The organism is Rahnella sp. AA (genome assembly GCF_002834385.1).
Lineage (GTDB): Bacteria > Pseudomonadota > Gammaproteobacteria > Enterobacterales > Enterobacteriaceae > Rahnella.
Genome location: NZ_PITQ01000001.1, coordinates 624,061 through 643,727, shown reverse-complemented (window position 1 = coordinate 643,727; position 19,667 = coordinate 624,061). Strand labels below are relative to the sequence as shown.

Sequence of the window (19,667 nt, the reverse complement as noted above, 5' to 3'; positions counted from 1 at the left end):
CGAGCAGCCTTAGTGCTGCTCATTCAGGGTTCATTACTTCTTAGCACGCTCTTCCAGCATCACAACCGCTGGCAATGCTTTCCCTTCAACGAATTCCAGGAATGCGCCACCGCCAGTGGAGATATAGGAAATTTTGTCAGCAATACCGAACAGATCGATAGCTGCCAGAGTGTCGCCGCCGCCTGCGATAGAGAATGCTTCGCTGTCAGCAATAGCCTGCGCCACAATTTCGGTCCCTTTACGGAAGTTAGGGAACTCGAACACGCCTACAGGACCATTCCACAGAATGGTTTTAGCGTTTTTAATGATCTCAGCCAGACGGTTTGCAGACTCATCGCCCATGTCGAGAATTTGTTCGTCATCTTTGATGTCTTTAACAGACTTCACGGTAGCAACCGCAGTTTCAGAGAACTCGGTAGCAACGCGAACGTCAGTTGGGACAGGAATGTCGCAGGTTTCCAGCAGTTTGCTTGCGGTACCCACCAGGTCTGCTTCGTACAGAGATTTACCGACGTTGTTGCCTTGTGCTGCAACGAAGGTGTTCGCAATACCACCGCCAACGATCAGCTGGTCAGCGATTTTGGACAGGGAATCCAGAACGGTCAGTTTGGTAGAAACTTTAGAACCACCCACGATAGCAACCATCGGACGAGCCGGGTTACCCAGTGCTTTACCCAGTGCTTCCAGTTCTGCTGACAGCAGCGGACCGGCACACGCGATAGGAGCAAATTTGCCTACGCCGTGGGTAGAAGCTTGCGCGCGGTGCGCAGTACCGAATGCGTCCATCACATAGATGTCACACAGGGCAGCATATTTTTTGGACAGGGCTTCGTCGTCTTTCTTTTCGCCTTTGTTGAAGCGAACGTTTTCCAGAACAACCAGCTCGCCTTCGGCAACTTCAACGCCATCCAGATAGTCTTTAGCCAGACGCACAGGAGAAGACAGCTTGTCTTTCAGGTAGTTAACAACTGGCAGCAGAGAAAACTCTTCGTTATATTCGCCTTCAGTCGGACGACCCAGATGCGAGGTAACCATCACGCGTGCGCCTTGTTTCAGGGCAATTTCGATGGTTGGCAAAGAAGCGCGGATACGTGCATCTGAAGTTACTTTGCCATCTTTAACTGGCACGTTCAGATCGGCACGGATCAGTACGCGTTTACCCGCTAAATCCAGATCGCTCATCTTAATAACAGACATGGTGAATCCTCTCGTTGATTCTCTTTAAAGTTGCTTGAAGGCAATTTCGGCCAGAAGGCCGGAACAGCCGTACTAGAAACCGCTCGCGGACATTGCCAATGTTGTATCCAACATTCGGTTGGCAAAACCCCACTCGTTATCGCACCAGACCAGTGTTTTTATCAGGTGCTGTCCACTTACCCGCGTCTGCGTTCCATCGACGATGGCGCTGTGGGGATCATGGTTAAAATCTGTCGAGACTAATGGTAGTTCGGTATAGTCAACTATACCACGAAAAGCACCTGTTGCGGCCTTTTGCAGCAGCTGGTTCACCTCGTCTACCGTCACAGAACCCTCGACAAACACGCTCAGATCAATGGCTGTGACATTGATGGTTGGCACCCGCACGGAGATCGCTTCAAAGCGATCGCAGAACTTCGGCATGATGCGCGTGATCCCTGCGGCAAGTTTGGTATCGACCGGAATAATGGACTGGCTGGCGGCGCGCGTGCGGCGTAAATCCGCATGATAGGCGTCGATAACCGGCTGGTCATTCATTGAAGAATGGATGGTCGTTACCGTGCCGGACTCAATGCCAAAGGCATCGTCGAGCAGCTTAATCACAGGGATAATACAGTTGGTGGTGCAGGACGCATTGGACACAATGCGGTGCTGGCGTTCGAGCAGCTCGTGGTTCACACCGTAAACCACTGTGGCGTCTAAATCATGACCGCCCGGATGCGCAAACAGAATCTTTTTAGCTCCCGCCGCAAGCTGCGTTTCACCGTCTTCGCGGCTGCCGTAAACGCCAGTGCAGTCGAGCACCACGTCAATGCTCAGTTCGCCCCAGGGCAACTGGCTGGCATCAGGCTGATGGAGTAAACGGATGGAGTCATCGCCAACGTAAAGGTTTTCACCTTCCTGGCGGACATCCCAGGCAAAGCGCCCGTGGCTGGAGTCGTATTTGAGCAGATGGGCCATGCCTTCAGGGCTGGCGATTTCATTGATGGCAATGACGGAAATTTCCGCCCGACGCCCGGATTCGTATAACGCGCGCAATACGCTACGGCCAATGCGACCAAAGCCATTAATTGCAATACGTATTGGCATACATCTCCCTGTTACACGGTTGTTACTTAATATCAGTAACACCTATAGTAATGCAGCGTGCGTTTACGGTGAATCACCATCGTCATCTGCCCGCACGTTCAGTGCAGTAGAAAAATTTCAGTTTGCGGCACGTTAACAACCTGGTGACGATGTTAAGCTCAAATAGCCTGACTGAAACGGTTCAGCTGAGAATAAACCAAACTATGAACAAAAGGAATAATTCCCGGAATTTCGACGCGTTAATCTCGCTGATCGCTGAAAAAAACACCAGCCAATTCCGTGTATTCACAGTGATTTTACTTTTCCATCACTTTTTCGACAGTCATTTTTCGCAAAAACTGACGAAATGAAACAGTTTCGGAATGCAGGAGTGTAGCGGAGAGCACTTCAAAAGGGTTTGACCTGTGTCATTTCACGCGAAAGTCAGAGCAAAGCCCGAATTCAGGGCGAAAAAAAAGCACCCGAAGGTGCTTTTCAGATGATATCAGAATCAGATTACTTCAGTAACGCCTGAGCCTGAGCCACAACGTTATCAACCGTGAAGCCGAACTCTTTGAACAGCAGGTCTGCCGGAGCAGATTCGCCGAAGCTGTGCATGCCCACAATAGCGCCGTTCAGGCCAACGTATTTGAACCAGTAGTCAGCGATACCCGCTTCAACCGCCACGCGTGCAGAAACGGCTTTCGGCAAGACAGATTCACGGTAAGCCGCGTCCTGTTTGTCGAAGGCGTCCGTAGAAGGCATGGAAACCACGCGCACTTTGGTGCCCGCAGCGGCCAGTTTGTCCGCGGCTTCAACAGTGATGCCCACTTCAGAACCGGTCGCGATCAGAATCACTTCTGGCGTGCCGTCGCAATCTTTCAGGACATAACCACCACGTGCCACGTTAGCCAGTTGCTCAGCGGTACGCGGTTGCTGGGTCAGGTTCTGACGGGAGAAGATCAGGGTAACCGGGCCGTCGTTACGTTCGATGGCGTATTTCCATGCCACCGCAGATTCGACCTGGTCAGCCGGACGCCATGTGCTCATGTTTGGCGTCACGCGCAGGCTGGCGATTTGCTCAACCGGCTGGTGCGTCGGGCCGTCTTCGCCCAGACCGATGGAGTCATGGGTGTAAACGAACACGTTACGGATCTTCATCAGTGCTGCCATACGCACGGCGTTACGCGCGTATTCAACAAACATCAGGAAGGTTGCGGAGTACGGCAGGAAACCACCGTGCAGCGCGATACCGTTGGTGATCGCGGTCATACCGAATTCGCGCACACCGTAATGGATGTAGTTGCCCGCCTGATCGTCGCCGATAGACTTAGAACCGGACCACATGGTCAGGTTGCTTGGCGCGAGGTCAGCTGAGCCGCCCAGGAATTCTGGCAACACTTTACCGAAAGCTTCCAGCGCGTTCTGAGACGCTTTACGGCTGGCGATGTTGGCAGGTTTTGCCTGCAACTCTTCGATAAATTTCTGTGCGTCGGTTTCCCAGTTAGCAGGCAGTTCACCGTTGATACGACGTTTGAACTCTTTTGCCAGTTCAGGGTGTGCTTTAGCGTAAGCGGCGAATTTCTCATCCCATGCGGATTCTTTCGCTTTGCCTGCTTCTTTAGCGTCCCACTGTGCGTAGATATCTTGCGGAATTTCAAACGCAGCATATTTCCAGCCCAGTGCTTCGCGGGTGGCGGCCACTTCGGCTGCGCCCAGCGCTGCGCCGTGCACATCGTGAGTACCGGCTTTGTTCGGAGAACCGAAACCGATCACGGTTTTGCACATCAGCAGGGAAGGTTTGTCGGTGACTTTGTGCGCTTCTTCGATAGCCGCTTTAATGGAATCTGGATTGTGGCCATCAACGTGACGCACAACGTGCCAGCCGTAAGCTTCGAAACGGGCAGCGGTATCATCGGTGAACCAGCCTTCTACGTGGCCGTCGATGGAGATACCGTTGTCATCATAAAACGCAGTCAGCTTGCCGAGTTTCATGGTGCCGGCCAGAGAACACACTTCGTGAGAAATGCCTTCCATCATGCAGCCGTCACCCAGGAAAGCGTAAGTCTGGTGATTGACGATGTCGTGACCTGGTTTGTTGAACTGCGCACCCAGTGTACGTTCAGCAATCGCCATACCTACTGCGTTCGCGATGCCCTGCCCCAACGGGCCAGTAGTGGTTTCTACGCCAGGGGTATAACCGTATTCCGGGTGACCCGGCGTCTTGGAATGCAACTGACGGAAGTTCGCCAGTTCGCTGATTGGCAGATCATAGCCAGTGAGGTGCAGCAGGCTGTAAATCAGCATGGAACCATGGCCATTGGACAGCACGAAGCGGTCACGGTCAGCCCAGTTCGGGTTTGACGGGTTGTGGTTCAGGTAATCACGCCACAATACTTCGGCAATGTCTGCCATGCCCATAGGGGCGCCAGGGTGGCCGGAATTCGCTTTCTGCACGGCGTCCATACTAAGTGCGCGGATAGCGTTCGCAAGCTCTTTACGAGAGGACATGTTCTACTCCAGGTCGGATTAAAAAAGCTGTCAAGGAAGTCATTTTCTCAGACTCGGCATTAAAACGGCAATCCTTAATCACTCTCGTGATTAAGTTCACAGAATTCGCTTTTAAATCAGTGTGTTTTTTCGGACTTACACTATAGATCGGACAATCCCAAAAACCTATCTTAACGCTATCATTACAATCAGAGCCTTTTTAAGGCCGCACTGATTCTATTGTTAACGATATCCGGGAACCCAAACTAATGAAATTCCACCCCGTTTTACTGAGTCTTTGCGCGGCCACGCTGGTCAGCGGTTGTTCAACGATTAATACCGATACCCTGATGCAGTCCGGCGCGCAGGCTTATCAGGCTTATACACTGAGCGACGCCGATGTAAAAACCCTGAGTGTTCAGTCCTGCGAAGAAATGGATAAAAAAGCGCAAATAGCACCAGAAAGCAGCGAATACGCGCAACGTCTGAAAAAAATCTCGGCGGCGCTGGGGGACAACATCAACGGCACGCCAGCCAACTACAAGGTGTACGTGACGAAAGACGTCAACGCCTGGGCGATGGCGAACGGCTGCATCCGCGTGTACAGCGGCCTGATGGATATGATGAACGACAACGAAGTTGAAGGCGTACTCGGCCACGAAATGGGCCACGTCGCGCTGGGACACACCCGCAAAGCGATGCAGGTTGCCTACAGCGCCACGGCGGCGCGGACGGCGGTGGCGTCACTGGGCGGCGTCAGCACCACGCTTTCGCAATCACAGCTGGCCGATCTCGGTGAGAAATACGTTAACGCGCAGTTCTCGCAGAAACAGGAATCCGAAGCCGACGATTACTCTTTCGATCTGCTGAAGAAACGCGGGATAGATCCGACCGGGCTGGCGACCAGTTTTGAAAAACTGGCAAAACTGGATCAGGGAAGCAGCATTGGCTGGTTTGACGATCACCCGTCGTCCGAAGCGCGAGCCAAGCATATCCGCGATCGCATAGCTGCCGGTAATTAATTCCTTCATACATACAGATGCGCCCGCTAAAGGGTGCATCTTTTTATTATCGGTATAAGTGAAGCTTCCTAATTTTATTAAAAATCCATTATTCGGAAATAAATATCGCACAAAATCTGAAAATAACCTTTCATGAAGACTTTTCCTCGCTAAGTAAAAACGTTTCGTTATTCTTCCTGCGTTTTTATTTAATTTAACTATCAAAGGAAGATGGATTATGAATTTTCGCATAACTGCAATTGCGTTAGGCATCACCGTATTATTAAGTGGTTGCCAGAACGGCGCGCTCAGTACCGATGCCTTAATGAAATCCGGCTCAGATGCTTACAAAGCGGCCACGCTGACCGATCAGGATGTCATCAATATGACGGAAGGTTCCTGTAAAGCGCTGGATGCCGAATCTAAAATTGCTTCATCAAAAAGCAAATACTCAAAACGCCTGAATAAAATTGCCAAAAACCTCGGCAACGACATCAATGGCAGACCGGCTAACTACAAAGTCTATCTCACCAGCGACGTCAACGCCTGGGCGATGGCAAACGGCTGTATCCGCGTGTACAGCGGCCTGATGGACATGATGACCGACGATGAAGTCGAAGGCGTGCTGGGCCACGAAATAGGTCACGTCGCACTGGGTCACAGCAAAAAAGCCATGCAGGTGGCATACAGCACTTCCGCCGCACACAATGCAGCGGGCGCAGCCGGTGGCATTGCCGGACAGCTTTCCAGCACACAGCTGGCCGATCTGGGTGAAGACCTGATTAACGCGCAGTTCTCTCAGAAACAGGAATCTGACGCAGATAATTATTCCTACGCCTTGCTGAAAAAACGCGGCCTGCCGACCAAAGGGCTGGTTACTGCCTTTGAGAAACTGGCAAAAATGAGCGGGGGCAGTGAGAAGAGCTTATTCAGCTCTCACCCGCCTTCTCAGGAGCGCGCAGATAATATTAAAAAACGTATCGCCGAAGATAAATAATCACGAGAATAAATTCGTTATTTATATTTCCCAAAATAGAATATTCATAACCTAAATAATAAAGGCACCCGAAGGTGCCTTTATTTTATCTGTCATTCAGGGCTAAAAACCGGCGCCCTTATTCGTCTTCTTCCAGATACGTATAACCGTATAAACCGGATTCAAACTCTTCCACAAACTGCGCCTGCAGTTCCGCATCCAGATCGGTTTCTTTTACCTGATCGCGGAAACGGGTCAGTAACACATTCGGGTCAAGCTGCACGTATTCGAGCATATCGGCCACGGTGTCGCCTTCGTCAGACTGCTGCACTTCAATGCTGCCGTCAGGGAACACAAACACGTCCACTGCCGCGGTATCGCCGAACAGGTTGTGCATGTTGCCGAGAATTTCCTGATACGCGCCAACCATGAAGAAGCCCAGCACCGGCGGGTTCTCAGGATCATACGGAGGCATCGGCATTGTGGTCGCCACACCGTCACCGTCGATGTAGTGATCGATAGTCCCGTCGGAATCACAGGTAATATCCAGCAGCACCGCACGGCCAACCGGCGGTTTGTCCAGCCCTTCCAGCGGCAGAACCGGGAACAGCTGATCGATACCCCACGCATCCGGCATGGACTGGAACAGCGAGAAGTTCACATACAGCTTATCGGCCATACGTTCCTGCAATTCGTCGATGATCGGACGGTGCGCGCGGTTGCTTGGATCCAGCTGATCCTGAATTTTATTACAGATATTCAGGTAGATATCTTCCGCCCAGGCGCGCTGAGTCAGATCCAGAATACCGTGTGCATATTGCGAGTGGACATCGTGCAGATCCATCTGGCTGTCGTGCAGCCATTCGCGCAGTGAGCGGCGGTTTTCCGGATCGTGCATTTCATTCCAGGTGTCCCACATGCTGCCAAGCGCACGGGGGGCATCATCTTCCGGCGCAACCGGCTCTTTGAACTCGTTGCGCTCAACCCCAATCACGTTGGAAACCAGCACAGTGTGATGAGCCGTGACGGCGCGGCCTGATTCCGTGATCACCGTCGGGTGCGGAAGACCGTGTTCATTACAGGCATCACCGATACCCCAGATGACGTTGTTAGCGTATTCGTTCAGGCCGTAGTTCACGGAGCAATCGGACTGAGAACGCGTTCCTTCGTAATCCACGCCCAGACCGCCGCCTACGTCGAAGCACTGAATATTGACGCCCAGTTTGTGCAGCTCAACATAGAAGCGCGCCGATTCACGCACACCGGTTGAGATGTCGCGGATATTCGCCAGCTGCGAACCGAGGTGGAAGTGCAGAAGTTGCAGGCTTTCCAGACGCCCTGCTTCACGCAGCATTTCGACCAGTTGCAGAACCTGAGAAGCCGCCAGACCAAACTTGGACTTTTCGCCACCACTGGACTGCCATTTACCGGACCCCTGCGAAGACAGGCGTGCACGCACGCCCAGACGCGGGATGACGTTCAGACGTTCAGCTTCTTCCAGCACCAGTTTAATCTCGGTCATTTTCTCAATAACCAGATAAACCTTGTGACCGAGTTTCTCGCCGATCAGTGCCAGACGAATATATTCGCGGTCTTTATAACCGTTACAGACGATAACGGAACGGGTCATTCCGGCGTGGGCCAGAACCGCCATCAGTTCCGCTTTTGAACCCGCTTCCAGCCCCAGCGGTTCGCCGGATTCGACCAGAGATTCAATGACACGGCGGTGCTGGTTAACCTTGATCGGATAAACCAGGAAATAATCACCCTCATAACCGAACGATTCACGCGCGCGTTTGAAGGCGCCGTTAATCGAACGCAGACGGTGTTGTAAAATTTGCGGGAAACAGAACAAAGCGGGCAGACGCTGACCGTCCTGCTCGCGCATGTCTTTCACCAGTTGCGCCAAATCAACACGGGCAGAAGGCTCATCAGGATCCGGGCAAACACTGATGTGGCCCAGTTCATTGACGTCATAATAGTTGTTACCCCAATAGGCAACGTTGTAAGTGCGCAGCATTTTGCTGGCATCACGATCGTTCACGGCAACCTCCTGCATGGAGCGCAAAGAAACAGTATCGCCCGCAAGTGACGGACGATGAGACTGGATGTCATCAGACATAGGTAAATCCTCTTTCTATACTGACAACATGGCCAGCCACTATCGCAGTAACAACAGGTGAGAACAACCCGCAAGGCTGGCTTTCAGACAGGATAAAACCCTGCGTGCCACAGCTACGGGGCTGTTTTTCACTCATATCATTGTAAAACACGTTTTTAGACTCCGTGTGACGAGTCAGGAGAAATCAGGGGAAAGTGCCCCGAGGTCGCAGGCTACTACAGTTATATGTCGGGAATACGATTCCGGTTTTACTGAGTAGCGTACAGATGTCGGCGACTGACCTGTCTATAGTCAGGCTGTCTGTAACATCGCAGAGAGGGCAGACATTTTTCTAAAAGAAGGTCCGCTGAAAGAAGTGCTGCAAAGCGCATTAAAGGCTGCAGGGGATGCTGTTGAAATGTAACAAGCGGTAAAAAGTGGGTCATTAACCTAACCACCTCCACACGTGCCACGCATCACCCGCGGGCATTCGAGCTGAGAAAACAGTAATCACTGGAATACGCTGGGATCTACAGTCTCTATAAATATGTACAGCGCGCGCCGTTTATACCGGCAACCTGCTGAAATTGCAAAATGAAAATGACGTACAGATTGTTTCCATGCGTGAATATCACTGCAAACCCGCACAATAACGCCATGTTCGTCACAGAAATGACTGGCTTTCGGCACACGGCCTATCCTAAAATAGCCGTCCAGATGTTAATCCGTCCGTAGCAATTTTAGGGATTAATGCGCAAACTGCTTCAAGGCTTTGCCTAATGGGGACATGCAGGACGCATTGCGACAATGACGAGCTGTGCTCCTCATCTGCCCTTCTCCCCGGTGCTATGCAGTGATATCTAACCCGTCGTATGTAAGGTAAAGAACATAATGGCTAAACACCTCTTCACGTCCGAATCAGTTTCGGAAGGACATCCAGATAAAATCGCTGACCAGATTTCTGATGCGGTACTGGACGCAATTTTAGAGCAAGACCCAAAAGCACGTGTTGCATGTGAAACTTATGTCAAAACCGGCATGGTCCTGGTTGGCGGTGAAATCACCACCAGCGCATGGGTCGACGTTGAAGAAATCACACGTCAGACTGTTCGCGAAATTGGCTATATCCATTCTGACATGGGTTTCGATGCCAACTCTTGCGCCGTTCTGAGCGCTATTGGTAAACAATCTCCGGATATCAATCAGGGTGTTGACCGTACTGACCCTCTGGAACAAGGTGCGGGCGACCAGGGCCTGATGTTTGGTTATGCCACTAACGAAACCGACGTGCTGATGCCAGCACCCGTGACTTACGCGCACCGTCTGGTGCAGCGTCAGGCTGAAGTTCGCAAAGCAGGGACTCTGCCGTGGCTGCGCCCCGATGCGAAGAGCCAGGTCACTTTCCAGTATGACGAAGGCAAAATTGTCGGCATTGATGCGGTTGTACTGTCAACACAGCACGCTGAAGACATTGCGCTGAAAGATCTGCAGGAAGCGGTGATGGAAGAAATCATCAAACCTGTACTGCCACCAGAGTGGCTGAACGCCGGCACCAAATACCACATCAACCCGACTGGCCGTTTCGTTATTGGCGGCCCGATGGGCGACTGCGGTCTGACCGGACGTAAAATCATCGTTGATACCTACGGCGGCATGGCTCGTCACGGCGGCGGTGCATTCTCAGGTAAAGATCCTTCTAAAGTTGACCGTTCTGCCGCTTACGCTGCACGTTATGTGGCAAAAAACATCGTGGCTGCCGGTCTGGCTGACCGTTGTGAAATCCAGGTGTCTTACGCCATCGGCGTGGCTGAACCGACTTCCATCATGGTGGAAACCTTCGGTACGGGTAAAGTTTCTAACGAACAACTGACCCTGCTGGTACGTGAGTTCTTCGATCTGCGTCCATACGGTTTGATTCAGATGATGGATCTGCTGCATCCGATCTACAAAGAAACGGCTGCGTATGGTCACTTTGGTCGCGAACATTTCCCTTGGGAAAAAACTGACAAAGCGGCTCAGTTGCGTGAAGCAGCTGGCGTGAAATAAATTTTCAGACGGTTCTGTATACAAACCCTGCCTTTACGGCGGGGTTTTTTATTGCCCGGATTTACGCAATGACGGGGGAATAAATAGGGATGGAATCTGATTTTAGACGACCAATGAAAACGGTTACAGATAATAACTTGTTATAAATTAATATATTAATTTAATGATTAAAAATATGTCACATAATTTTGATTGATATAAATCAAGTAATGGGCTATTACTCTGCGTGAACCCCCTTCCCTGTTGCATATCTCTTTGAAACCCTTGCCGAACAATACGTCCAATCACACCTATTAGTGTAAACGATTACAACACTGTGACCGGGTTCACGTTAAGCTGTGTACAGGGTAAATAACATAACAGCCTAAGCATTATTACAAACTCAAAACGATTGCATTATTTTGGAGACCGGATGAACAACTCAACTTCGACCAAAGGAAAACGCTCGAACAAAAGCGTGACTTTCTTTGTGTGTTTTCTCGCTGCGCTGGCCGGGCTGTTGTTCGGCTTAGATATCGGCGTCATCGCTGGTGCCCTTCCGTTTATCAGCCATGATTTTCAAATCACCAGCCACCAGCAGGAATGGGTGGTCAGCTCCATGATGTTTGGTGCCGCCGTCGGCGCTGTCGGCAGTGGCTGGATGAACTTCCGCATTGGCCGTAAGTACAGCCTGATGATTGGCGCGATCCTGTTCGTTGCCGGTTCCCTGTGCTCCGCCTTCGCGCCAAACACAGAAATCCTAATTATTGCCCGCGTCCTGCTGGGTCTGGCGGTTGGCGTCGCGTCTTACACTGCGCCGATCTACCTGTCAGAAATCGCACCTGAAAAAATCCGTGGCAGCATGATTTCTATGTATCAGCTGATGATCACCATCGGTATTCTGGCGGCGTACCTGTCGGATACGGCATTCAGCTACACCGGCGCATGGCGCTGGATGCTGGGTGTCATCACAATCCCTGCCCTGTTACTGCTGATTGGCGTGTTCTTCCTGCCAGACAGCCCGCGCTGGCTGGCCGCACGCGGTGACGATGGCAAAGCCCGCCGTGTTCTGGAAAAACTGCGTGATTCCAGCGAACAGGCGAAACGTGAGCTGGATGAAATCCGTGAAAGCCTGAAAGTAAAACAAAGCGGCTGGGGTTTGTTCACTAACAACAAAAACTTCCGCCGTGCGGTTTATCTCGGCATCCTGTTGCAGGTCATGCAACAGTTCACCGGCATGAACGTCATCATGTATTACGCACCGAAAATCTTCGGCATTGCCGGTTTCGCCAGCACGTCTCAGCAAATGTGGGGCACGGTCATTGTCGGTCTGGTTAACGTTCTGGCGACCTTTATCGCCATCGGACTGGTGGACCGCTGGGGCCGTAAACCGACCCTGAAACTGGGCTTCCTGGTTATGGCCGTCGGTATGGGCGTGCTCGGGACAATGCTGCATATTGGCGTGGTATCAGATGCCGCGAAATACTTCTCTATCGCGATGCTGCTGATGTTCATCGTTGGTTTTGCGATGAGTGCCGGTCCGCTGATTTGGGTTCTGTGTTCTGAAATTCAGCCGCTGAAAGGCCGTGATTTCGGTATCACCGTTTCCACCGCGACTAACTGGATTGCCAACATGATCGTGGGCGCGACCTTCCTGACCATGCTCGACAGCCTCGGCAACGCCAACACCTTCTGGGTGTACGCGGCGCTGAACGTTGTGTTCATCTTCATCACCATTGCGCTGATCCCTGAGACCAAAAACGTGTCTCTGGAACACATCGAACGCAACCTGATGAAAGGTGAAGCACTGCGCGACATCGGTAAGTAAGACCGCTATTCCTCCCCTGCAAAGGGGAGGAATTCAATATTGCATCTCGCTTCCCACAGATTTATCCTTCGCCTGATGAAAACCTCACGCCTTCCCATCGCCCTGCAACAAGCCGTCATGCGCTGCCTGCGGGAAAAACTCCAGATGGCAAATCAGTTTTTTGGCACCGATTACGCGGAGCCGGAAATCACGTATCAGCAACGCGGCACCAGCGCGGGCAGCGCGTACCTCCAGCACTGGCAAATCCGTCTTAATCCCGTTTTGCTAATGGAAAACCAGCAACCTTTTATTGATGAAGTGGTTCCGCACGAACTGGCGCATTTGCTGGTTTACCGACGCTTCGGGCGGGCACCGGCTCCGCACGGCAAAGAATGGCGCTGGATGATGGAACATGTGCTGGGCGTTTCGGCCAGCCGGACGCACAAGTTCGAAGTGGCGTCAGTGCAGAGCAAAACCTACCCGTATCTGTGCGCCTGCCGCGACCATCAGCTGACGGTTCGCCGCCACAATAAGGTGATGCGTAAAGAGTCGGAATACCGCTGCCGTCATTGCGGCGAGCTGTTACGTTTTAACGCTAAAGGCACCTCTAATTGCTGATTTTTCAATCACTCAATAGCCGTATTGTCTGATTGTCACACCGCTTCGCATCCGTTACCCTTGCGGCCTTTTACACTTGGGTTATTCGGAAACATGTTTCGTAAAACACTTTTATCCTTTCTGTTGATCGGCGCCCTGGCACCGCTGAGCGCTTTCAGCCAGTCTGGCAACGCCATCAATAATTTCACTCAGGCCAAAGCCGCGGCAGTCAAAATTAATCAGGGCGCACCAACGTTCTACTGTGGCTGCGACATCAGCTGGCAGGGGAAAAAAGGCACGCCGGATCTGAAATCCTGCGGCTACGAAGTCCGCAAAAGTGAGCAGCGCGCTAACCGTATTGAATGGGAACACGTCGTACCCGCCTGGCAGTTCGGCCACCAGATGCAATGCTGGCAGGACGGCGGACGCAAGAACTGTGCGAAAAGCGCTGACTATCGTCAGATAGAAACTGACCTGCATAATCTTGAACCGGCCATCGGCGAAGTGAACGGCGATCGCAACAACTTCATGTACAGCCAGTGGAACGGCGGTGAAGGCCAGTACGGCAAATGCGAGATGAAAATAGACTTCAAAGCCAAAGCCGCTGAGCCGCCAGCCCGTGCGCGCGGAGCCATCGCCCGTACCTATTTCTACATGCGCGACCAGTACAAGCTGAATTTGTCACGCCAGCAGACTCAGCTGTTTACCGCCTGGGATCGTCAGTATCCGGTCACAGCCTGGGAATGCGAGCGCGACAACCGCATTGCGAATGTGCAGGGAAATCATAATCCGTACGTTCAGCAAGCTTGCGCACAAAGAAAAAGCTAACTTAGTATTAAACTCATTATCAGAGCACATTAGTTCGCGACAATGCGGACTAATGTCGCCAAAATAAACTTTCTCAAGACTTTAAGGACAGCAGCCTCACATGCGCATACCCCGCATTTATCACCCTGAACCGTTAACCGCGCACAGCGAAATTGCGCTCAGTGAAGATGCCGCGAATCACGTCGGGCGCGTTCTGCGCATGCAGCCTGGTCAGGTCATTCAGCTTTTTGATGGCAGTAATCAGGTCTTCGACGCCAGCATTACGCAGGTGGATAAGAAGAGCGTGCGCGTCAGCCTGAGCGAAGGCGTGCTGTCAGACAATGAATCGCCGCTGAATCTGCATCTCGGCCAGGTGATCTCACGCGGCGAGAAGATGGAATTCACCATTCAGAAATCCATCGAGCTGGGCGTGAATACCATTACGCCGCTGTTTTCCGAACGCTGTGGCGTAAAACTGGACGGCGAGCGTCTGGAAAAGAAATTGCAGCAGTGGCAGAAAATTGCCATTGCTGCCTGCGAGCAGTGTGGCCGAAACCGCATTCCGGAAATTCGTCCGGTCATGCAGCTTGAAGCCTGGTGCGCCGAACAGGACGACAGCCTGAAGCTGAACCTGCATCCGCGCGCCAGCCACAGCATCAATACCCTGCCACTGCCGGTGGATCATGTTCGCCTGCTGATCGGCCCGGAAGGCGGTTTATCCGCCGATGAAATTGCAATGACCTCCGGCTACGGATTTACTGATATCCTGCTGGGGCCCCGTGTTCTGCGTACAGAAACTACAGCACTCACCGCGATAACGGCCTTACAGGTTCGTTTCGGCGATCTGGGTTAAGAGGAGACCAAATGATCAAGCTTGGCATCGTGATGGACCCGATTTCTTCCATCAACATCAAAAAAGACACCAGTTTCGCTATGTTGCTGGAAGCGCAAAGTCGTGGCTACGAGCTGCATTACATGGAAATGAATTCCCTGTATCTGCGCGGCGGCGAAGGCCGTGCGACCACCAAAAAGCTCAGCGTGAAGCAAGATTACGACGGCTGGTATGAATTCGGCACCGAACAGGATATCGCCCTGCAGGAACTCGACGTGATCCTGATGCGTAAAGATCCGCCGTTCGATACCGAATTTATTTATGCCACTTACATCCTTGAACGCGCTGAAGAAAAAGGCACGCTGATCGTCAACAAGCCGCAAAGCCTGCGCGACTGCAACGAAAAGCTGTTCACCGCCTGGTTCCCGGAACTGACACCGGACACGCTGGTGACACGCAACTCGGCGCAGCTGAAAGCGTTCCATAAAGAACACACTGATGTGATCCTCAAGCCGCTCGACGGCATGGGTGGCGCATCCATCTTCCGCCTGAAACCGGAAGACGCGAACGTTTCGGTTGTCATCGAAACGCTGACCGAACACGGCAGCCGTTTCTGCATGGCGCAAAACTACCTGCCTGCTATTAAAGACGGTGACAAACGCGTTCTGGTTGTCGACGGCGAGCCGGTGCCTTACTGCCTGGCGCGTATTCCTGCACAAGGTGAAACCCGTGGCAATCTGGCTGCCGGTGGCCGCGGTGAAGCACGTCCGCTGAGCGAAAGCGACTGGGCGATTGCCCGCACCGTGGCACCAATTCTTAAGCAAAAGGGCCTGATCTTTGTCGGTCTGGATATCATCGGCGATCGCCTGACTGAAATTAACGTCACCAGCCCGACCTGTGCGCGTGAAATCGAAGCGGCATTCCCGATTTCGATCACCGGTATGCTGATGGACGCTATCGAAAAGCGTCTGGCTGCACGCTGATCACGCAATACCGTCATTAACGGGTTATCCGCTCTGCCGGATAGCCCGCTTTTTTTGATGACGCTGCCGTAATAAACTGGCTTGCCTGATTTTGTTTCTATTTTGAGGTTAAACATCCTACATACCATGAATCTACAACATCACTTTCTTATTGCGATGCCCGGGCTGGACGAACCTCAGTTCAAACGTTCGGTCGTCTATATCTGTGAACATAATGAAGACGGCGCAATGGGTCTGGTGATTAATAAACTGGTCGAAGATTTCACCGTCGAAAATGTGCTCGATAAGCTCGATATCAGCCCTGAGCCACGTGATCCGGCCATCCGCCTCGACCGTCCGGTGTTTTCCGGTGGCCCGCTGGCAGACGATCGCGGTTTTATTTTGCATACGCCACGTGAAGGTTTCGGTTCCAGTATCCGGATTTCAGACTGCACCATGATCACCACCTCCAAAGACGTTCTCGAAACGCTGGGCACGCCTGACCAGCCGAAAAATGTGCTGGTGGCGCTCGGGTATGCAGCCTGGGAACAGGGGCAACTGGAACAGGAGCTGCTGGAAAACTCATGGCTGACGATTGAAGCAAACAGCGACATTTTGTTCAACACACCGATTGCAGACCGCTGGCGTGAAGCTGCGAAAATGATCGGCGTGGATGTCAGCCAGCTTGCCACCCACGCAGGGCACGCATAATGGGTAACCGTACGGTTTTCGCCTTCGACTTCGGCACGAAAAGCATCGGCCTTGCGATCGGCCAGGAAGTCACCGGCACGGCGCGGCCGCTGACGTCGTTTAAAGCGCAGGACGGCACGCCGGACTGGCAGAAGATCGAAAAACTGCTGAAAGAATGGCTTCCGGATCTGGTCGTGGTTGGCCTGCCGCTGAACATGGACGGCACAGAACAGCCACTGACGGCCCGTGCACGTAAGTTTGCCAACCGTCTGCATGGCCGTTTTGGCGTTCAGGTGGAGCTGCATGACGAACGCCTGAGCACCGTTGAAGCCCGCGCGGATTTGTTTGACCGTGGCGGTTTTCGCGCGCTGGATAAAGGCAGCGTAGACGCGGCTTCTGCAGTCATCATCCTGGAAAGCTGGTTCGAGAAACAATGGAGTCAGCCCTGATCCGCAGCCAGTAATCCGGCGCTTTGCCGCTGCTGTCGGCTTTGCGCAAATGTCTGCATTCCGGCCTGTGCGCCGGTTTGCAGCACATCCGCCAGCTGATGCGTTTTCCCCTCGCGGATCAGATTGCACACGCCCGGCGTTGATGTCAGCACTTCAAACAATGCCACCCTTCCACCCTGCTGTTCCTCCGTTGCTTTCGTTACCGCCAGCTTTTGGGCAATTACCGCACGCAAACTGCCTGCCAGCTGCGCCCGGACAAACGCCTTTTCTTCTGCGGGAAAAACGTCGACCAGCCGGTCAATCGCCTGTGTGGCATTGCGCGTATGCAAGGTTGCCAGCACCAGATGCCCGGTTTCCGCCGCGGTCAGCGCCAGCCGGATGCTTTCGGTATCGCGCAGTTCACCCAGCAGTAAAACGTCAGGGTCCTCACGCAGGGCACCGCGAACGGCCTCGTGGAAAGAGCGCGTATGCTGCCCCAGCTCACGTTGCTGGATAAGGCAACGCTGGCTGATGTGAAGTAGCTCGATAGGATCCTCAAGCGTAATAATGTGCCGCGCCGAATGGTAGTTGAGATAGTGGATCAGCGCCGCCAGCGTAGTAGATTTCCCGCTACCGGTCGCACCGGTGACCAGAATCAAGCCATCTTCCTGCATAATCAGCTGCTGTAAAATTTCCGGTGCGCGAAGAGTGGTCAAGTCCGGACAATCCGCCGGAATGGGCCGCAGCGCTGCGGAAAGCCCGTGCCATTGCTGAAAAATGTTGAGCCGCATCCGCACGCCCGTCCCCAGCGTCAGCGCTTTATCCACTTGTCCGGCCTGATGCAGACAGGCAAGTTGTGCAGTGTCCAGCCACTGCTGGCTGAGCGCCTGCATCTGAGATGCCTTTACGACCGGCAGATCTTCACAGCGGCATAATTCACCATCAATGCGTAACATCGGCGGATAGCCGGTACAAAGGTGCAGATCTGAGGCATTTTGCTTTACACTACGTTCCACTAATCCATCAATATCCATGTTGAAATCCTCCCGAGTCCTTATGAGCCTGAGTCAGCAAAACGCTATTGAGCAGAACTTACAGAATGTTCGCGAGAAAATCGCAGCCGCTGCACAACGTTGCGGCAGGCCTTCAGAAGAAATTACTTTGCTTGCAGTCAGTAAAACAAAACCTGCGAGCGCTGTCGAAGAAGCTATCGCCGCCGGGCAGTTAGCTTTCGGTGAAAACTACGTGCAGGAAGGCGTGGATAAAATTGCCCACTTTGCCGGGCATCAGCCTGCGCTCACCTGGCATTTCATCGGGCCATTACAATCGAACAAAAGCCGTCTGGTGGCAGAGAATTTCGACTGGTGCCACACCCTTGATCGTCTGAAAATAGCCCAACGTCTGAATGAACAACGTCCGGCTGATTTAGCGCCATTGCAGGTTTTGATTCAGGTAAACATCAGCGACGAAACCAGCAAATCCGGTATTGCGCTGGGAGATGTCGCAGCTCTGGCGGCGCAGATCATGGAGATGCCTAACCTGAATCTGCGCGGTCTGATGGCGATCCCCGCGGCAGAAACCGATTACGCACGCCAGTTAGACGTGTTCAGCCAGATGCGTGATGCCCTGAAAGATTTACAGGTTATTTGCCCGCAGGCGGATACGCTTTCAATGGGCATGACCGACGATATGCCAGCAGCCATCGCAGCAGGCAGTACAATGGTTCGTATTGGCACCGCCATTTTCGGCGCCCGTGATTACAGTGCAAAACAGTAACCGGCGCGTTCCGGTTTTACGGCTTAACTCTTGATTGGCTTAATTCAGCCCCCATTAAACGCTAGGAGCATGAATGCAACATCGTAAAGTATGTTTTATCGGTGCCGGTAATATGGCAAGTGCAATTATCTCTGGCCTGGTCGAAAGCGGCTATCCGGCAAATCTGATCAGCGTTTGTGCCCCTTCCACTACGCATCGTGATGCGCTGGCGGAGAAATATGGCGTACAAAGCAGCAGTGATAACAGCGGCTGCGCGAAAGCCGCTGATGTCGTTGTGCTTTCCGTGAAACCACAAATGATGGCAGACGTGTGTAAAACACTGCAAAAAGACGTGGATTTTAGCAACAAGCTGGTACTGTCGATTGCCGCTGGCGTCAGTGTGTCGCGTTTTTGCGAACTGCTTGGCGATAACCTGAATATCGTGCGAATTATGCCGAACACGCCATCCCTGGTCGGGCAAGGCATGAGCGGCTTGTTCGCGCCGGAACAGGTTTCACAAGCTGACCGTAATTACAGCGGCGAATTGATGAGCGCTGTCGGTAAAGTTTGTTGGGTTGATACCGAATCGGGTATCAACCACATTATTGCCGCAGCAGGCAGCGCACCTGCGTATTTCTTCCTGTTTATGGAAGCGATGCAGGCCGAAGCGCAACGACTGGGGTTCAGCGCAGAAACCGCGCGGATGCTCGTCGAGCAAGCCGCCAGCGGTGCCAGCGCATTAGTGGCCGCCAGCCCGGACACGCCATTGTCACAACTTCGTGAGAATGTGACCTCCAAAGGAGGGACGACCTTTGAAGCACTGAAGGTTTTCACTGACCATAAATTGCCGGAGATCATTTCCGAGGCCATGCAGGCCGCCATTACCCGCGCGCAGGAAATGGAAAAACTGTTTTAATTAAAATTCAAAGGG

Annotated in this window: 17 protein-coding genes; 12 read left to right on the top strand and 5 right to left on the bottom strand. The window is 52.6% G+C overall.

The window, feature by feature from the left end:
• Positions 1 to 33: 33 nt before the first annotated feature.
• The 3 genes from pgk to tkt all read right to left on the bottom strand — a co-directional run bounded on the left by pgk (position 34) and on the right by tkt (position 4,776).
• On the bottom strand, positions 34 to 1,197 hold the full coding sequence (gene pgk, locus CWS43_RS02840; RefSeq protein WP_101075336.1) for a phosphoglycerate kinase: 1,164 nt from the start codon (positions 1,195 to 1,197) through the stop codon (positions 34 to 36).
• A 72-nt stretch (positions 1,198 to 1,269) separates the two neighbouring features.
• Positions 1,270 to 2,286 (bottom strand): erythrose-4-phosphate dehydrogenase, encoded by a 1,017-nt coding sequence (gene epd, locus CWS43_RS02835; RefSeq protein WP_101075335.1) that lies wholly within the window; start codon positions 2,284 to 2,286, stop codon positions 1,270 to 1,272.
• Positions 2,287 to 2,781: 495 nt separating this feature from the next.
• On the bottom strand, positions 2,782 to 4,776 hold the full coding sequence (gene tkt, locus CWS43_RS02830; protein ID WP_101075334.1) for a transketolase: 1,995 nt from the start codon (positions 4,774 to 4,776) through the stop codon (positions 2,782 to 2,784).
• A gap of 248 nt (positions 4,777 to 5,024) precedes the next feature.
• On the opposite strand from tkt, the gene CWS43_RS02825 reads away from it, so the two are divergent.
• Positions 5,025 to 5,777, top strand: a complete 753-nt coding sequence (locus CWS43_RS02825) for a M48 family metallopeptidase (protein ID WP_101075333.1) — start codon at positions 5,025 to 5,027, stop codon at positions 5,775 to 5,777.
• Positions 5,778 to 5,994: 217 nt separating this feature from the next.
• Positions 5,995 to 6,753: a M48 family metallopeptidase gene (locus CWS43_RS02820; protein ID WP_101075332.1), complete on the top strand. Its 759-nt coding sequence runs from the start codon at positions 5,995 to 5,997 to the stop codon at positions 6,751 to 6,753.
• Positions 6,754 to 6,871: 118 nt separating this feature from the next.
• Here the strand turns inward: CWS43_RS02820 and speA are convergent, their stop codons facing one another.
• Positions 6,872 to 8,854, bottom strand: a complete 1,983-nt coding sequence (gene speA, locus CWS43_RS02815) for a biosynthetic arginine decarboxylase (protein WP_101075331.1) — start codon at positions 8,852 to 8,854, stop codon at positions 6,872 to 6,874.
• An 870-nt stretch (positions 8,855 to 9,724) separates the two neighbouring features.
• Here speA and metK point away from each other — a divergent pair.
• The 8 genes from metK (at position 9,725) to ruvX (ending at position 17,002) form a co-directional block, all read left to right on the top strand.
• The gene (metK, locus tag CWS43_RS02810; protein ID WP_101075330.1) at positions 9,725 to 10,879 is read left to right on the top strand and encodes a methionine adenosyltransferase; all 1,155 of its coding nucleotides are present in this window, start codon (positions 9,725 to 9,727) and stop codon (positions 10,877 to 10,879) included.
• 412 nt (positions 10,880 to 11,291) lie between these two features.
• Positions 11,292 to 12,686 (top strand): sugar porter family MFS transporter, encoded by a 1,395-nt coding sequence (locus CWS43_RS02805; RefSeq protein WP_101075329.1) that lies wholly within the window; start codon positions 11,292 to 11,294, stop codon positions 12,684 to 12,686.
• Positions 12,687 to 12,761: 75 nt separating this feature from the next.
• Positions 12,762 to 13,283 (top strand): SprT family zinc-dependent metalloprotease, encoded by a 522-nt coding sequence (locus CWS43_RS02800; RefSeq protein ID WP_101075785.1) that lies wholly within the window; start codon positions 12,762 to 12,764, stop codon positions 13,281 to 13,283.
• 93 nt (positions 13,284 to 13,376) lie between these two features.
• Positions 13,377 to 14,090, top strand: a complete 714-nt coding sequence (gene endA / locus CWS43_RS02795) for a deoxyribonuclease I (RefSeq protein WP_101075328.1) — start codon at positions 13,377 to 13,379, stop codon at positions 14,088 to 14,090.
• 100 nt (positions 14,091 to 14,190) lie between these two features.
• Complete coding sequence (rsmE, locus tag CWS43_RS02790) at positions 14,191 to 14,922, top strand: 16S rRNA (uracil(1498)-N(3))-methyltransferase (protein ID WP_101075327.1); 732 nt, start codon at positions 14,191 to 14,193, stop codon at positions 14,920 to 14,922.
• Between the two features lie 11 nt (positions 14,923 to 14,933).
• On the top strand, positions 14,934 to 15,884 hold the full coding sequence (gene gshB, locus CWS43_RS02785) for a glutathione synthase (RefSeq protein WP_101075326.1): 951 nt from the start codon (positions 14,934 to 14,936) through the stop codon (positions 15,882 to 15,884).
• A gap of 126 nt (positions 15,885 to 16,010) precedes the next feature.
• Positions 16,011 to 16,574, top strand: coding sequence for a YqgE/AlgH family protein (locus CWS43_RS02780; RefSeq protein WP_101075325.1), 564 nt, complete (start codon positions 16,011 to 16,013; stop codon positions 16,572 to 16,574).
• Positions 16,574 to 17,002 (top strand): Holliday junction resolvase RuvX, encoded by a 429-nt coding sequence (gene ruvX / locus CWS43_RS02775; RefSeq protein ID WP_101075324.1) that lies wholly within the window; start codon positions 16,574 to 16,576, stop codon positions 17,000 to 17,002. The genes CWS43_RS02780 and ruvX overlap by 1 nt, the downstream gene beginning before the upstream one ends.
• Here the strand turns inward: ruvX and CWS43_RS02770 are convergent.
• Positions 16,993 to 18,015, bottom strand: a complete 1,023-nt coding sequence (locus CWS43_RS02770) for a type IV pilus twitching motility protein PilT (protein WP_101075323.1) — start codon at positions 18,013 to 18,015, stop codon at positions 16,993 to 16,995. The two genes, ruvX and CWS43_RS02770, sit on opposite strands and share 10 nt — an antisense overlap.
• A 22-nt stretch (positions 18,016 to 18,037) precedes the next feature.
• Between CWS43_RS02770 and CWS43_RS02765 the strand changes: the two genes are divergently transcribed.
• Complete coding sequence (locus tag CWS43_RS02765; protein ID WP_101075322.1) at positions 18,038 to 18,757, top strand: YggS family pyridoxal phosphate-dependent enzyme; 720 nt, start codon at positions 18,038 to 18,040, stop codon at positions 18,755 to 18,757.
• Between the two features lie 73 nt (positions 18,758 to 18,830).
• Positions 18,831 to 19,652, top strand: a complete 822-nt coding sequence (proC, locus tag CWS43_RS02760; RefSeq protein ID WP_101075321.1) for a pyrroline-5-carboxylate reductase — start codon at positions 18,831 to 18,833, stop codon at positions 19,650 to 19,652.
• The last annotated feature ends 15 nt before the right edge of the window (positions 19,653 to 19,667 follow it).

Coding starts and splice junctions, on each gene's coding strand:
- metK (WP_101075330.1), top strand. CDS start 9,725: ATGGCTAAACACCTCTTCACGTCCGAATCAGTTTCGGAAGGACATCCA.
- speA (WP_101075331.1), bottom strand. CDS start 8,854: ATGTCTGATGACATCCAGTCTCATCGTCCGTCACTTGCGGGCGATACT.
- CWS43_RS02825 (WP_101075333.1), top strand. CDS start 5,025: ATGAAATTCCACCCCGTTTTACTGAGTCTTTGCGCGGCCACGCTGGTC.
- CWS43_RS02765 (WP_101075322.1), top strand. CDS start 18,038: ATGAGCCTGAGTCAGCAAAACGCTATTGAGCAGAACTTACAGAATGTT.
- CWS43_RS02770 (WP_101075323.1), bottom strand. CDS start 18,015: ATGGATATTGATGGATTAGTGGAACGTAGTGTAAAGCAAAATGCCTCA.
- CWS43_RS02805 (WP_101075329.1), top strand. CDS start 11,292: ATGAACAACTCAACTTCGACCAAAGGAAAACGCTCGAACAAAAGCGTG.
- endA (WP_101075328.1), top strand. CDS start 13,377: ATGTTTCGTAAAACACTTTTATCCTTTCTGTTGATCGGCGCCCTGGCA.
- CWS43_RS02820 (WP_101075332.1), top strand. CDS start 5,995: ATGAATTTTCGCATAACTGCAATTGCGTTAGGCATCACCGTATTATTA.
- proC (WP_101075321.1), top strand. CDS start 18,831: ATGCAACATCGTAAAGTATGTTTTATCGGTGCCGGTAATATGGCAAGT.
- epd (WP_101075335.1), bottom strand. CDS start 2,286: ATGCCAATACGTATTGCAATTAATGGCTTTGGTCGCATTGGCCGTAGC.
- ruvX (WP_101075324.1), top strand. CDS start 16,574: ATGGGTAACCGTACGGTTTTCGCCTTCGACTTCGGCACGAAAAGCATC.
- tkt (WP_101075334.1), bottom strand. CDS start 4,776: ATGTCCTCTCGTAAAGAGCTTGCGAACGCTATCCGCGCACTTAGTATG.
- gshB (WP_101075326.1), top strand. CDS start 14,934: ATGATCAAGCTTGGCATCGTGATGGACCCGATTTCTTCCATCAACATC.
- CWS43_RS02800 (WP_101075785.1), top strand. CDS start 12,762: ATGAAAACCTCACGCCTTCCCATCGCCCTGCAACAAGCCGTCATGCGC.
- CWS43_RS02780 (WP_101075325.1), top strand. CDS start 16,011: ATGAATCTACAACATCACTTTCTTATTGCGATGCCCGGGCTGGACGAA.
- pgk (WP_101075336.1), bottom strand. CDS start 1,197: ATGTCTGTTATTAAGATGAGCGATCTGGATTTAGCGGGTAAACGCGTA.
- rsmE (WP_101075327.1), top strand. CDS start 14,191: ATGCGCATACCCCGCATTTATCACCCTGAACCGTTAACCGCGCACAGC.